The 14,134-nt window shown below is 66.3% G+C and carries 9 protein-coding genes; 5 read left to right on the top strand and 4 right to left on the bottom strand.

Annotated features, from left to right (window positions below; all coding sequences use genetic code 11):
• Nucleotides 1-100: 100 nt before the first annotated feature.
• From J2S57_RS29510 to J2S57_RS29520, 3 genes are all read right to left on the bottom strand, one after another.
• Nucleotides 101-979 (bottom strand): AAA family ATPase, encoded by an 879-nt coding sequence (locus tag J2S57_RS29510; RefSeq protein WP_307249071.1) that lies wholly within the window; start codon nucleotides 977-979, stop codon nucleotides 101-103.
• A gap of 7 nt (nucleotides 980-986) precedes the next feature.
• Entirely contained in the window at nucleotides 987-2,201 is a 1,215-nt protein-coding gene (locus J2S57_RS29515; RefSeq protein ID WP_307249073.1) for a toll/interleukin-1 receptor domain-containing protein, read from the bottom strand.
• Between the two features lie 401 nt (nucleotides 2,202-2,602).
• Nucleotides 2,603-3,268, bottom strand: a complete 666-nt coding sequence (locus tag J2S57_RS29520) for a hypothetical protein (RefSeq protein ID WP_307249075.1) — start codon at nucleotides 3,266-3,268, stop codon at nucleotides 2,603-2,605.
• 116 nt (nucleotides 3,269-3,384) lie between these two features.
• Between J2S57_RS29520 and J2S57_RS29525 the strand changes: the two genes are divergently transcribed.
• From J2S57_RS29525 to J2S57_RS29545, 5 genes are read left to right on the top strand one after another with little or no spacing between them, the layout of a single operon-like run.
• Nucleotides 3,385-6,294: a TIR domain-containing protein gene (locus tag J2S57_RS29525; protein ID WP_307249078.1), complete on the top strand. Its 2,910-nt coding sequence runs from the start codon at nucleotides 3,385-3,387 to the stop codon at nucleotides 6,292-6,294.
• Between the two features lie 26 nt (nucleotides 6,295-6,320).
• Nucleotides 6,321-7,286 (top strand): AAA family ATPase, encoded by a 966-nt coding sequence (locus tag J2S57_RS29530; RefSeq protein ID WP_307249080.1) that lies wholly within the window; start codon nucleotides 6,321-6,323, stop codon nucleotides 7,284-7,286.
• 6 nt (nucleotides 7,287-7,292) lie between these two features.
• Nucleotides 7,293-8,432 carry a DUF58 domain-containing protein gene (locus J2S57_RS29535; RefSeq protein WP_307249082.1) on the top strand — a complete coding sequence of 380 codons (1,140 nt, stop codon included), beginning with the start codon at nucleotides 7,293-7,295 and terminating at the stop codon, nucleotides 8,430-8,432.
• A complete protein-coding gene (locus J2S57_RS29540; protein WP_307249084.1) occupies nucleotides 8,429-10,669 on the top strand; it encodes a transglutaminase TgpA family protein in 2,241 nt (746 codons plus the stop codon). The genes J2S57_RS29535 and J2S57_RS29540 overlap by 4 nt, the downstream gene beginning before the upstream one ends.
• Entirely contained in the window at nucleotides 10,666-13,356 is a 2,691-nt protein-coding gene (locus J2S57_RS29545; protein ID WP_307249086.1) for a PKD domain-containing protein, read from the top strand. Before J2S57_RS29540 ends, J2S57_RS29545 begins: the two co-directional genes overlap by 4 nt.
• A gap of 46 nt (nucleotides 13,357-13,402) precedes the next feature.
• Here the strand turns inward: J2S57_RS29545 and J2S57_RS29550 are convergent, their stop codons facing one another.
• Nucleotides 13,403-13,726, bottom strand: coding sequence for a hypothetical protein (locus J2S57_RS29550; protein ID WP_307249088.1), 324 nt, complete (start codon nucleotides 13,724-13,726; stop codon nucleotides 13,403-13,405).
• Between the last annotated feature and the right edge of the window lie 408 nt (nucleotides 13,727-14,134).

Here is a 14,134-nt window from a genome sequence, read left to right on the forward strand (position 1 = left end):
AGTCCCAGAAGGGCTGTCACGGCTTGGACACCTGCTTGGTCGTGGATGCCAAGGATGGCGGCAGCCGTCAGGGCATCGGCCATGCCGATCGGCGGGCGGCTCATCGGTTGTCGGTCTTCACCAATGTGGTCTGCGCAATCGCCTCCCACAGGTCCGATCCGGGCTGCTGATCGAACCGGATGCAGGCCCGCACGGTATCGAGGAACTCGGCGGTGGACGGCATTCTTCGGTTGGCTGCCTCGGCCGAGTTCTGCGCAGTCGTGAGCTCTTTGGCCACGTTCAGGTACAGGTCGTCATCACGTTCCCCCAGATGCGAGCGGGCCACTTCGACCAGGAACTCCTCGTCCTGCTCCTTGATGTCCAGCACGACACAACGACGCACGAAGGCCGGCGGCATCTCACGTTCACCGTTGCTGGTGATCACCACGAGCACCTGGTGATGCTCGGGCCTGACCCGGCCCACCGAGGCGATGGTGAGTTCCAGGTGGTCGAGCGGGATCAACAGGTCGTTGGGCAGATCCGGCTCGGCCTTGTCGATCTCGTCGAGCAGAACGACCACATCACGCTCGTTGTCGTCACGCAGCCCCGGCGGCCGTACGGCCAGCTTCCGGGCCGCAGCGCTGGAAGGGGACACGGCCCACCACAGCGCACCCGGGATCTGATAGTCAGCTTCACCACCGATTTTCCGGGACGACTGCGCGTCATTCAGCCGCCGGACCAGGTCAACGTCGACGATCAGGTCCTCCACCCGGGTGCGCGAAGTAAAGACATGGCTGATGTAGCCCCAGCCCAGGACATCGGCCACGGCCTTCGCCAGAGAAGACTTACCCGATCCCGGCAGTCCGGTCACGAGCAGCGGCCGCTTCGTCGCCAGCGCGATGTTCACGGCCAGAGCGACCTGCTTCTGACGGAAGACGTAGCCCTGCGAGTTGGCAGCGACCACCTCCGGGGCGGGGAAAAGTGCGTTGGGGAAACTCATGCCGCTCCTAAATAGAGGCCATCGCCTGAACGTAGTCGTCGTAGATCTGGTTCTCCCGCTCGGCATCGAGAGGCGGGAGGATCCGGCGGACTCCAGCCGGGGGCACACACTCCTCGTGCTGTGGGTGGTGGAGGATGAAACCCATCCGCGGGAAAAGGCCACTCAGCTCAGCGATCACGTCCGCGTCGATCGGCGGGGTGCAGACGTACAGGGGCATCCGCCGCAGGTGCTCTTCCACTTCGGTCTCCGTCATCGAGCGCCCCAGCATCTTTTCGAAGCGCAAATAGAGCGTGCCCCTCGCCTCCCGGATGATTTCCTGCCGCAGCGTCGCCAGATTCGCGTGCAGGGCCTGGAGCATGAGGACCTTGACCGGGGTATCAGGCAGGTAGGCACAGTCGAGGTACAGACGAACGGTAAACGAGGCCTTCCCGGTCTGCAGAAGACTATGCCCCGACCCCTCGGGCAGACCGGCAAGAAGGGTTGCCGCACTGTGAGGTTCGATCGGTAGCGATTTGAGCCGCTCAAGGATCGGCTCGGCGTACTGGCTGTCGAAGGAGGGCCCGAAGGGACGTAGCATGTCGCGCGCCCTGACCAGGTCAGGGGCTCGAATCATGGCGCGGGCCAAGACCAGCGCAGCCCGTACATGATCGGCCTGATTGCCATAGGGCACCTCGTCCCCGAGTCGTTCGGCCAGTGCGCGCAACGCCTGCGGAGGCGCCTGCTCCAGGTGCCTGGAGATCTGATCGGCCAGCATCTCGATAGGGCTGTGTCCCGGCCCCCGAGCAGCGGCCTCCTCGAAGGCCTTGACGACCGTCACGGCCAGGTCGTCGAAGGTCGCCGGAACCATCTGCTTGTGCAGCAGCGGGACAGGCGCCCAGTCAGGGTCGCCGAGTCGTCGCTGAACCACTTCGGCCGGGGCCAGCCGGACCGGGACCGTCAGAAAGTCTTTGTCACGGCAGCGCGCGAGCAGCAGGAACGTCGACTCGGCCAGAACCCATTTCGAGTCCAGGGCCGGTTCGTCGAGCAGAATTGCCGCGCCGTCGCAGGCGTGCAGCAGATCGACGATCCTCGCCCGCCAGTCGTCGCCGCCGCTGATCTGTCCCCCGTCCCAGAGGACCTTCATCTTGCCGTCGGACTGGGTCTCGATGTCCTGGGCGATCCGCGCGAGCCGCGTCCGGTCCGGCTGGGCCGTGCTGTGACTCAGGAACAGGCGGAACCGCATCAACCCCTCCTTGACCACATGTTCCGCGCATCCTATTCGTCGCCGAAGCTCGTCCGGTACGTCTCGGCTCGGCGCTCTTACGGATCATCGATCGCGCCGCTCGTCCGGCCGCGCCGGCTGGCACCTCGACCACTTCTTTTCGCCCGCGCATCCGGCGTTCGTGGATCGTCGTGGGAGACAGCCGTTGGTCGTGCCCGAGCGACTGAACCTGCCCCCGAACAGAGGGGATGAGCCTTTCAGCAGGTACCGGCCGGGTCACGGGGCCTTATCGACCGACACCTTGATGGCCATCAGGAGGTCCGGGGCTTTTTGGATCTCGTCGCACACCAGAAGGTCGTCCTGAGCGTCAGCGAAAGGCTGAAGGCATCCGGCTGGACCCGTGGAGAGTAACAACGCGAAACCTAGGTCCCGAGCAGGACATCGACGTCCCGGACCCCGGCCAGCTGCCCCAGCCCCCGCACGTACTCCAGCAGACCGGCCTGCATCTGCAGCAGCTCGTCCCGGCACCGCTCGTTGTCCGGCCAGGCCGTCTCCGGCTCGCCGGGATGCGCCTGCTCCCACTCCAGGAGCCGCGGGTGCCACTTCGCCATGAACGGGCGTAACTGCTTGTTCAGCATGGCGATCGCCAGGTGCTCGACGGTCTGCGTGCAGTTGGTGTGCGGGCTCGGGCGCGCCTCCAGCAGGATCCCTCGGACCTCCTGAAACAGCGTGTAGAGCGAGTTCAGCGCCTCCCGCACCCGACCAGCCTCCGGGTCCAGCGGCTGTACCGAGACCCGGGTCGCAGCCTGCACGAACACTTTCCATGCCACGCCCTCGTTGGACGGTGTGACGGCAAAGGTGAGATCGCTGAACTGCGGGATCGACACCCGCAGTTCAGTCAGCCGGAACGTGAGCGTGTAGGTGTAGTAGACGAAGGCCGCCACTCCCCCGGCCACAGTGCCGCACAGCACGAACAGCGCAGCCCCCGACAGCTGACTGCCCGCGTAAACCACGAGCCCCAGTAACGCCCCGGCCGCCAGACCCACGACCAAGGCGAACCAACGGGTGTACAACCAGGGCCTACGCATGCCCCATAGCCTGACAGATCGGTACTGGTACGGCACCCAGTGTCTCACCGAGGAGGCGCCCGAAAGGGAAGTGCGAAAACGTCTCGGGTTCGACCAGTAAAGGTCACACTTTGTGAGTGGCCAGTCACAGTCAGCTCGACTTCTTCCCGGAGTACTCGGCCTTCATCTCTTACCACGTCGAGAGCGGCCGCACCCTAGCCGCGACACTGCAGACCCAGCTGGAGACGTTCGACTCGCGCTGGTATCAGGTTCGCCGCCGTCGGGTCTTCCGTGACGCGTCCAACCTGGCCGCGCACCCGGACCTGTGGGCGGGCATCGAGCGCGAGATGCTGTCGTGCGAGTGGCTGATCCTGCTGGCGTCCCCCGCGGCAGCGAAATCGCAATGGGTGCAGAAGGAAGTGTCCACCTGGCTGCGTCACCGCCCCGCCCACCGGGTGCTCATTGTTCTGGCCGAGGGCCGGATCGCCTGGGCACCCGAGGGGCCGAGCAGCGACGCCTTCCCGCCCGCCCTACTGCACGCCTTCAGCCGGGAACCGCGCTGGCTCGATCTCACCTGGACCCGCGGCGTCGAGACCCTGGAACCCCGAGATCCCCGGTTTGAGGACGTGGTGGCCGACCTGGTCTCCACGCTCAGTGGGCGTCCCAAGGACGAACTGATCGGTGCCGCGGTCCGCGGAGGCCGGACCCGGAGGCGCCTGCTCGCCTCGGTGATCGTGGTCCTGCTGACCCTGCTGGGCCTGAGCGGATGGCAGTGGCGCGCCGCGACCGCAGCCGGCAACAAGGCCCTGGCCCGCCAGTTGGCCACCCAGTCAGCCACTCTCGCCGAGAACGACCCGGAACTGGCCGGTCTGCTGGCGGTGGCCGCCTACCGGGTCTCACCGGTCGAGCAGGCCCGCCGCACCGTGGGCACGACCGCGCTGCGGCCCCTGAAACGGGCGTGGCTGGGGCACACCAGCGCGCTCGACCAGATCTCCTTCAACGAGTCCGGCACCCGTGTGCTCACGACGGACGACCTCGACACGGCTCTGCTGCGGGACGCCGCCACCGGCCGCACCCTGCTCACCACCCCAGCCTTCGGCGCCTTCTTCGTTGCCGGCTCCGAGCAGGTCGTCACCGTAAGCAGGAACCAGCTGAACCTCTGGAGCAGTGACACCGGCCGGGTCGTTAAGACCTTCACCATCGATGCAAAGGAGCCCACCGCCGTCGCGGCCGACCGGTCCGGCCGGCTGGTCGCCGCCAGCCTCGGCCAGCAGGTACGGATCTGGGACACCCGCTCCGGCCGACTACTGCGCCAGATCAAGAGCATTGACGAAGGTTATTTCTTCGACCTGGCCTGGTCGCCGAACGGAAGCCGCCTGGCCACGGTGAACGGCGACGAGGTCAGGCTGTGGACCCCGGGGACGGGCCACCTGATTGCCGTCCTACAGCACCTTGATTCTGTCAGCGTCCTGGGAGTCTCCGCCGACGGAACCGAACTGCTTACCGGGGACACAGCCGGGCGCACCCGGCTGTGGGACGCCCACGACGGAAGCCCGATCACGTCGCTCAGCCTTCATCAGGCGCGCGTCACCGCGATCGCCTTGAGCCCTGACGGGAACCTGGTGGCCAGCGGCAGCGAGGACGGCGAGGTGACGGTGCAGGACATCCGAGCCGGGCGCGGCCTGGTGCTCGAGGGGCGTCACACGGCCGGGGTCAGAACGATGATGTTCAGTCAGGACAGCAGTCGCCTCGCCACCGGCGGGGACGACGGCACAGCCCGGGTCTGGAACGTCGGGCTCCATGGCTCCGCCGGTCTTTTCGGGACCAACGGCGAGGAGCCGGTGACGGCATTGAGTTACGATCCGGAAAGCAGCCGTCTGGTCACGGGAGGCGCGAGCGGCCGGATCCGGATCTGGGACGCCGCATCGAACCCCCCAGTGACTGAGTTGGCCGGCGATGTCCTCGCCGGTCACGACCAAGCCCTGTACAGCCCGGACGGTAACCGGGAGTACTTAGGAGGACCCGACGGCAGCGCAGCCGCCTGGGACTCCACCGGACAGCACGTGCTCTCCTTCTTGCCTAACGACGACGGGTCCGGCATTTCGTCGGCCGGCTCGATCGCCCTGAGCCCGGACGGAAGGCGGCTCGCCACTGCTTCCGTCAATACCGGCGTCGTCTATCTCTGGGACACCTCGACCGGGTTGCTCCTCGGCTCCTCCGAACCGGGCACCGGCGGAATCGGACCACCAATGTTCGGCCCCGACGGCAGGTCCCTGATCGCGCTCGGAACCGAGGGCGAAGTCGCGCTCCTCGCCCCTCAGACCGCCGCGCGTCAGCAGCACCTGGGCAAGAATCTCAGCAGTGCCGTCCTGAGCCCTGACGGCCGCCAGATCGTCACCGCAGACACCAACGGCACAGTCCAGCTGTGGGACATCGCCACCAAGGCGGCCAGCACCCTGGTTACCTCCCCGGCAGGCCCCATCGTCCTCGCCTACAACACCAGCGGGAACCGGTTGACCGTCGCTGGCCCGGACGGCCGCGTGAGCATCTGGGACCCGGACAACCGTCAATCCCTCGGATCGGTTCGTGTGGGCACTGCCCCGGTGTCCCGGGCTCTGCTCAGCCCGGACGGCCGGCGCCTGGTCACATCGGGCGGCGGGAGCGGCGTACAGCTCTGGAATGCCGAGACCGGCACCGTACTGTCATATCTGACCCTGGCCTCCGCCAACACAATGACCTTCAGCCCGGACGGTAGCCAGCTGGCCACCTCGGGCAAGGCACTGGTGCAGATCTGGGACCCCGAGACCGGTCAGCAGATCGCTACCCTGGGCGAGTCGGACTCCGACGCAACGGCTCTGGAGTTCTCACCCGACGGACAGAAGCTGCTCGTCGTCGGCCTGGACACAGCCATCTATCGCTCAGCCCCATCTGGCGACTCAGCCGTGCAGCGAATCTGCGCCAGCGTCAACCGCGATCTCAGCGACTCCGAACGCCGCACCTACCTCCCCGACGACCGCAAGCTCACAGTCTGCCCGAAGCCGGCCTGACCGAAACACCGAGGAGGTAGAACCCGATGAGCCTGGATGCCGAGGAGTTCCAGACCCGTTTCGAAACTCTGGCCGCAAACGTCGACACGTACGTGCGAGGCAAGCCCGACACCGTCCGCACCGCTCTGGTCTGTCTGCTGGCCGAGGGCCACCTGCTCATCGAGGACTATCCGGGCCTGGCGAAAACTTCGCTCGCCCGGGCCATCGCACAGTCGGTCGAGGCAGGCTTCCAGCGCATCCAGTTCACCCCCGACCTCCTCCCCGCCGACGTGACGGGCACTCAGGTCTACCGCCCCGGCCAGACCGAACCGCAATTCCGCCAGGGCCCCGTCTTCACCAACATCCTGCTCGGCGACGAGATCAACCGCGCCTCACCCAAAACCCAGTCCGCCCTCCTGGAAGTCATGGCTGAACGCCAGGTCACGACAGACGGCATGACCCGCCCCGTCCCGCGTCCGTTCCTGTGCATCGCCACTCAGAACCCGGTCGAGCACCAGGGCACCTACCCGTTACCCGAAGCCCAGCTCGACCGCTTCGCCATGCGCATCAGCATCGGCTACCCCGAACCCGCCGACGAGGTCGAGGTCGTCGAACAGGGGCTCGCCCGGCGTACACCCGAGCAACTCCCCCACGTCCTCACCCTCGCCCAGCTGACGGAGATGATCGAGACCGTCCCCGACGTCCACGTTGCCCCGGCCCTGCAGCAGTACATCGTCGCCATCACCCGGGCCACCCGCACCGCCACCGGCGTCCGGCTCGGCGTCAGCCCTCGCGGCAGCGTCACCCTGGCCCTCTGCGCACAGGCCCGGGCCGCATCCCGAGGACGCCGCCTCACCGACCCGGACGATGTGAAGGCCGTCGCAATACCGGTTCTCGCGCACCGGATGATCATGGCCTCCTCCGCCCTCGCCGACCGGGCCCGTCCCGAAGACGTCATCGCGAAGATCCTCACCGACATCCCGATTCCACCTCCACGTAACGGCTGGACCTGAGTCCCCATGACGCGATCCGGCTACGCGGTGCTGACCACCTCGGCGATCCTGACCGCTCTCGGCCTGACCCTCGGCTACCCCGAGCTGACCCTGGCCGGGCTCGCGGGCGCGGGCACTCTCGCCACGGCCCTGATCTGGATGCTCGCCCGCCCCGGCCTCAGCGCCGAACGGGTTCTCGAACCTGAACGGGTCTTCGAGGGCGAAACGGTGGTCTCGCGGCTCACCATCCGTAATCAAAAGCCATTACGGACGCCTCCACTCACCGGCCGTCAGGAGCTCGTCGGACAGCTGGTGCCCATCACTGTTCCAGCGCTCCCGCCGTACGGAAGTGTGGTGGAGACCCGGACCTTGCATCCCGTCCGCCGCGGCGTCTACCCGATTCCCCCAGTCCGACTGGGGCATTCGGACCCGTTCCGGCTCATCGCCTCGACCGGACTCACCGGCACACCGGTCACCCTGCGGGTCTACCCCGTGCCCTACCCCGTCGCCCCGCTGCCGAATCCCCACCTTCAAGACGCGGACGGTCTCACCTCCGACCCCGTGCTCGGCGGGGTCACCTTCCACAGCCTGCGCGACTACCACGAGGGCGACGACTGGCGCCTCGTGCACTGGGCCTCCAGCGCCCGCGCCGGCCGCCTCATCGTGCGCCACAACGTCCTCGCCGACGAGGTCCACCACTGCATCGTCCTCGACACCAGCAGCGCCGCCTATCCCGACCCACAAGCCTTCGACGACGCCGTCCGGCTGGCCGCCTCCTGGTGCCTGGCCGGATTCGAGGCCGGGGCCAACGTTCTCGTGAAAACCACCGCCGGGGACGAAGCCACTACCGTCCCTCACGGGCGGCCTCCCAGCCGCCCGACCGCCGTCCTCGACCTCTTGGCCTCCGTCGCCCCGCACCATCAATCGCCAGGCATCGAGAGCGTCAACGCGATCCTGTCCGCCCACCGGGGCCGGGCACTCGGGGTGATCACCGGCCACACGGCCGCCGACAAGCTCGCCGCTCTCGCATCCCCCGCCCGGCCCGTCAGCGTCGTGCAGATTGGCGTCACCGACGGGCCCGGACCGGTACTCCCGGGGATGAGACTGGTCCGGGCCCTCGACGGCGAACGGGCCGTCGTCCGCTGGAACCGGCTGGTCCCAGCATGAACCGCGCCATCGAGACCCTGCTGGGCACCACCCTCATCCTGAGCACGACGCTGCTCTACCAGGTCTACTTCGCCGACCCCTGGTTCCTCGTGGTGCTGTCCATTGCCGCGCTGAGCGCCACCGCACTTGGCACCGCCCTGGCCCTACTGCAACGCCCTCTGGTGACCACCGCAGCGTCCCTCATCGGTTTCGTGGTCCTCACGATCGCCACGTTGCTGGCCGGCACCACGGCCTCCGGATTCCCCACCACCCGCACGTTCCGGATCCTCACGCACCAGGTCGCCGAGGCCTGGGGAAACTCGCTGAGCGTCACCCTTCCTGCCGATGCGAGGCCGGAAGTGCTCATGCTGCCCCTCGCCGCCACCTGGTTCTCCGCGCTGGGCCTCACCCTGCTGTGCCACTGCTCCAGAGTTCCCCTCCTACCTCTGATTCCAGCCCTAGCCGCCTACCTGCTGGCCCTCCTGGTCACCGCGGCAACCCACACCTCGCAACTACGGGTCGCCTGTCTCTTCATCGTCGCGGCCGCCCTGCTCGGCCTCACCAGAGCCAGAACGTCCGATCGCCCCGCAGATCTCCCCCGCACGGGTACCTTCCGGATCGGCCCGGACGCACATCAGGTCTCAGGCCCCACGGTCTCGATCTGGGCCAGGGGTACATCGGCCGTGGCCGGCGCGCTGCTGCTCAGTGTGCCGATCGTCATGGCGCTCGGCCTCACTCTTGTTCTTCCCCGGACGGCACCCCGCTTCGATCCCCGCCCAATCGACCCGCCCCCCGTACACATCGACCAGACCGTCTCTCCGCTGGCCACGCTCAAGCGCTCGCTCACCACTTCGCCACCCCGCGCCCTGTTCAGCCTGAGGATCAGCGACCCGGCCGTTGACCGGGTGCGCATCGCAGCACTCACCGACTACGACGGCTCGACCTGGACCACCGCCGGAAAGTTCCTCAAGGCGGGCACTCGCCTGCGGGCCGCCGAAACGGCACTCCAAGGCACACCCGTCACCATCTCCGTGCAGATCACAGATCTCCCCGGTCCCTTCCTACCTACAATCGGTGCCCCTTCCGGCGTACAGATCATCGAATCCACCCATTCCGAGTTTGGTTACGACGCCTCGACCGGAACTCTCGCCGACAGCGGCCCGATGCTCCGCGACGTCATCTACCGCACTACCGGCCTGGTGCCACCTAGGGCGAAAACCCTCAAGAACGTCCCCGCCGTCCGCGTCGCCGACCCTCTGCCTCAACAACCACCACAACAATTGAAGGACGCCGTGGTCACCTCGAGCGGCTCCGACTACGACCGGTTGTCCCGGCTCGAAACACTGGTGCGATCGACGCCCTACAGCCTCGACGCGTCGCCCGGCCACTCCTACGGAACCCTGACCCGCCTCGTGAAGGACAAGAAGGCGGGCTACGCGGAACAACACGCGGCCGCCTTCGCGGTCCTGGCCCGTGCCGAGGGCTTCGCCACCCGGGTGGCCGTCGGGTACCGCCTCCACGATCCGGTCAAGGGTGTCTACGTCGTCGGTACCGATGACGTACACGCCTGGCCCGAGGTACTTTTCCCGGACGCCGGCTGGGTGATGTTCGAGCCGACCGACCCACGCAAGCACGCCCAGAAGGACCACGACAGCAGCCCGCGGGTGGACCGTGCCGATCCTCCGCCACCCGTCCCCGTCTCCGTGCCCCAGGGAAATCCGGCCTCCGGTGAGCAGAACGACGAACCGGCCCGCAGCGACTCCGGCGGCCTGCTGCGCGCGACGCTGCTGGGCTGGATCATCGTGCTGGTCACCATGGCCGTGGGCCTCCTGACCGTGGTGGTGGCCAAAGCCCTGCGCAGACAAGGACGACGCAACGCCCGCACGAACTCGGCCCGGGTCAACGGAGCATGGCTGGAAATGCTCGACCGTCTCACCGAACGCGGTACCCGGCCGCCTCTGTCGGCCACTCCGTTGGAGGTGGCCGCGACACTGGCCGACCGCGCCCCCGAGGCCGCGTTGATCCTGAGGGATCTGGCCCCGAGGATCTCCGAAGCGCGCTACGGCCCCGAGGACGTGCTGCCCGCCGATGCGGACCGTGCCTGGCGGCTGGAGCGACGCTTCGCCCAGTTCCTCGACCGAGGTCGCCTACGCCCGCTCCAGCGGATCCGGGCGGCGATCGATCCGCGGCCGCTGAGCAAACCACCGCAGGACCGCGCATTGCGTCGGGAGTTCAGCAGCTCAAGGAGGCAACCATGACCGGCAACCGACGTCCGACCGCGATCCTGGCCTTCGCCGGGGTGCTGGTCCTGCTCGTCATCGGCCTGGAGGTGCTGCGCGACACCGGTTTCCCGCAACAGCAGGTGCAGATGCCCTATTCCGCGGCCTGGCTGTCGTCGAACCAGATCGGCTCGGTCACCCTGCTCGACGGCGACTCGGCCGACGTGGTCACGCAGGTGCCCGTGGGCAAGAACGGCGACGAGCTGAGCACGTCACAGCAGGGCGCCGATGCGTACACCGTCAACCGGACCCGGGGCACGTTCGCGCGCATCGACGGCGCCACCTTCACCACGCACGACCGCCCGGCCCCCTCGACCGAGCCGCTGCAGATCATCCCGGCCAGCACCACGGTGTTCGGGGTGGATGCGGCCGGAACCGTGATCACCCCGATGGATCCCGAGACCCTGACCGGCGACGAGTCCTCCCTACTACCCCTTAGCCCGAGCTCAGACGTGCAGTCGGCCGTCGACTCCGACGGAAGTTTGTGGATGCTTGACCGGAGCACCGGAACAGTCGCGCGGATGCACGACGATCGGCAAGGCCCGGCCCGGCGATTGCTCCCGCCCGCCACGGGCTTCCTGACTCTCTCGCAGGGACGCGCCGCCCTGCTCGACGCCGCGACCGGCAAGGTGTGGCGGTTGGACACCACCGACCAGATGACCAACTCCGCCCGCGAGATCGACTTCACCGGCGCGTCCACCATCGTGCTTTCAGGCGGCGACGACGACCGTCTGCGCCTCGTGGACCCGGAACGCGCGCTGCTGACCAGCTGCCCGACCGACGGATCCAGCTGCTCCCAGGTCTTTCTCGGTTCAGGGGCACGCGATCTGGGCGCCGCCTTGCCCGTTCGAGGCCGCTTGTTCGTCCCCGACTTCACCGCCGGTCTGGTCTGGATCGTGAACGAACTCGACTTCAAGATCGTGGCCCGTGCCCCGGTACTGCCGCCTGCGACAGAGTTCGAACTGGTGGAGCGAGGCGGTTTTGTCTTCTTCAACGACCCGCAGTCGGCGGCAGCCGGTGTCGTCGATCTCGACGGAACCGTACGTCGGACGCGAAAATACGAGAGCCGCGTCAAGCCCGTGACCCCGGCGACACCTCAACCGGCGGCGACTCCCAGCCGCCCACCCTCTCCGAACCCCAGCCGTCAACCGACCCCCCATAGTCCGCCGCCCCCTAGCCATCCACAGACCCCTACCCGTTCGCCGAGCCCGGGGCGTCCGCCGATCCCACACCCGAGCTTGACGGCAACTCCCACATCTGCGGCCCCAACCCCGAGCCGGACCCGGCGGTTCCCAACCGTCAGCGCCACCACGCGCCCGCCGAAACCGTCCCTCACCTCGGATCCGAGGCCTACCCCCACCATCAGTGCCGGGCCGATCGGCGGAACCGGGACCGGCAGCGCCACTACTCCACCCCGGAGCACCCTCCGGATCGAGGTCCATCCCGGCACCGAAGGCCTGATCGGGACCGACTTCCATTTCAGAGCGCAGGTTTCCGGCGGAGATCAGATGGGACAAGTGAGATGGAACTTCGGCGACGGTGTGATCGGTGAGGGGCTGAACGCGACACACGCCTACACCGAGGCTGGCCGTTGGTCGGTCCAGGCCAGCGCGACGGTGCCTGGGAGCAATCAGGTGCTCACGGAGCCCGTTCTGATCACCACCACAGAGCCAAAGACGGTTCAGGGAATCGCGTGTGGTCAGACGGTTACTGAAAATGTGGTTCTGACTGAAGATCTGGACTGCGGAAGAGGCCCCGGCATCACTGTCGGGAAGGACGGCGTGACGGTCGATCTTAACGACCATTCCATCACCGGGGCCGAGGGAAATCTTCTTCTCGATTTCGACTCGCGAGCAGAGGTAACGCTCAGGAACGGGACCTTGCGCAAGGGCGTTGTCTCGCGCACTCGGGCACATGCCGTTCTGCTAACGGACTTAACCTTGGACCACGTCGATTTACCCAGCACTCAAGCGTCGCCTACACTCCGCAACCTTCACATGAGCGGCGGCAAAATCTCCATGCTGAAGGTTTCTCTAACTCTTACGGACAGCACCTTGACCGATATTGATATGAAGACAGGCTTCGGCACTCTGGACACGCACGCCAATACTTTTATCAATAGCAGTATTGAAGTAGCTATAGGTGAAATGTTTGCCGATAACACACTCATCAACACTATGCTCAAGTTGTCCGCCACTCCACCACCTGTACGCGGGAACACATTCAGAGGAGGAGCATCCGGAATCCTACTTGAACACCCGAACGCGCCCGAGATTTCGGGCAATCATTTCTTCGGGACCGACGTGGGAATCCGGATTCTCGCCGACAGTAACTACAGATTTTCTATTCGCGGCAATGACTTCCACGACGCTGGGAGTGCAGCAGTTCTGCTCGACACTAAACCTCACTCAGAAGAAGGTGTTGCCATCATAAGCGACAACACTATCGAGGGGTCCGGTACTAGCGGCACTGAACTGGACAGCGACGGCCACAGAATTGACGATGGAATCCACATTAACAATCCGGCCTCGCCTGTAGAGATTGCCCGCAACACCATCACAGACAGCGCCGACCACGCGATCGAGGCGTACGGCAACATCACGGACGGCGGCGGCAACACCTCGTCCGGGAGCCCTCAGGGATGCCTCGGCGTCGCCTGCCCCTGATCCAAGTCAGACGACGCCAGCAACTCCTCACGTGCACCTGCACCCCCTACTGCGGTCGATGTGTACAGAACCGCAGCAGGGAAGTCCAGCGCTCGATCCATTCATCAAAACGACAGGTCAGCCCCCACAACGCATTCCAGTTCACCTCGTCATTGACGAGACGCGCAAATACCACCCGAGCAGCCCATTTCATGGGCTCAGGAGTGTCTTCCGCCATCGTGAACTCATCGGGCTCACCTGGATCTGCACAAAGATCAACCCAAGTCAGCACCACCATGTCCATGACCTTGGGATCGAAGTCCTGAACGAATCGTTCGACCAGATCGCGCGGTTGAGCATCCCCCTGCGCCGCCCTATAGAGCGTCGCCACAGCCGGGACGTACCACGGTGGCGCAGGAGCAGGACGGGACGGCAATGCCATGGCACTCCTCCAAGTCAAGATCACGCTCTTGGAGCATGCAGGTAGAGCAATACGGAGGCCATCGGTTGGTCGGTGGACTCCGATCCCATCCGGTCAACGCGATTCACCAGCAACATCAGGTTGTAAAGGCACGACTTCGCTGGAGCAACAGCAGCATGCTCAAGGTCACCGAGGTCAGCAGTTACATTGAACGCTTCGGGCCCAGCTACACGATCACGGTGGGCCGCACGGCCGCCCACCGGGTTCTGCCCACCCTTACCTGATCACCTTCCGGTGAACATCCTTCGGCAACACGCACCCGTTCCGTAGACTCGCGGACTGTGACGGCGACGGACGAGGTAGGGGGTCAGACCGCGT

Origin of the sequence: Kineosporia succinea (assembly GCF_030811555.1) — a bacterium.
Classification (GTDB): domain Bacteria; phylum Actinomycetota; class Actinomycetes; order Actinomycetales; family Kineosporiaceae; genus Kineosporia; species Kineosporia succinea.

What these genes read in the sequence shown, in the direction of transcription:
- J2S57_RS29510 (WP_307249071.1), bottom strand. Translation starts at nt 979, where the DNA reads ATGAGTTTCCCCAACGCACTTTTCCCCGCCCCGGAGGTGGTCGCTGCC.
- J2S57_RS29515 (WP_307249073.1), bottom strand. Translation starts at nt 2,201, where the DNA reads ATGCGGTTCCGCCTGTTCCTGAGTCACAGCACGGCCCAGCCGGACCGG.
- J2S57_RS29520 (WP_307249075.1), bottom strand. Translation starts at nt 3,268, where the DNA reads ATGCGTAGGCCCTGGTTGTACACCCGTTGGTTCGCCTTGGTCGTGGGT.
- J2S57_RS29530 (WP_307249080.1), top strand. Translation starts at nt 6,321, where the DNA reads ATGAGCCTGGATGCCGAGGAGTTCCAGACCCGTTTCGAAACTCTGGCC.
- J2S57_RS29535 (WP_307249082.1), top strand. Translation starts at nt 7,293, where the DNA reads ATGACGCGATCCGGCTACGCGGTGCTGACCACCTCGGCGATCCTGACC.
- J2S57_RS29540 (WP_307249084.1), top strand. Translation starts at nt 8,429, where the DNA reads ATGAACCGCGCCATCGAGACCCTGCTGGGCACCACCCTCATCCTGAGC.
- J2S57_RS29545 (WP_307249086.1), top strand. Translation starts at nt 10,666, where the DNA reads ATGACCGGCAACCGACGTCCGACCGCGATCCTGGCCTTCGCCGGGGTG.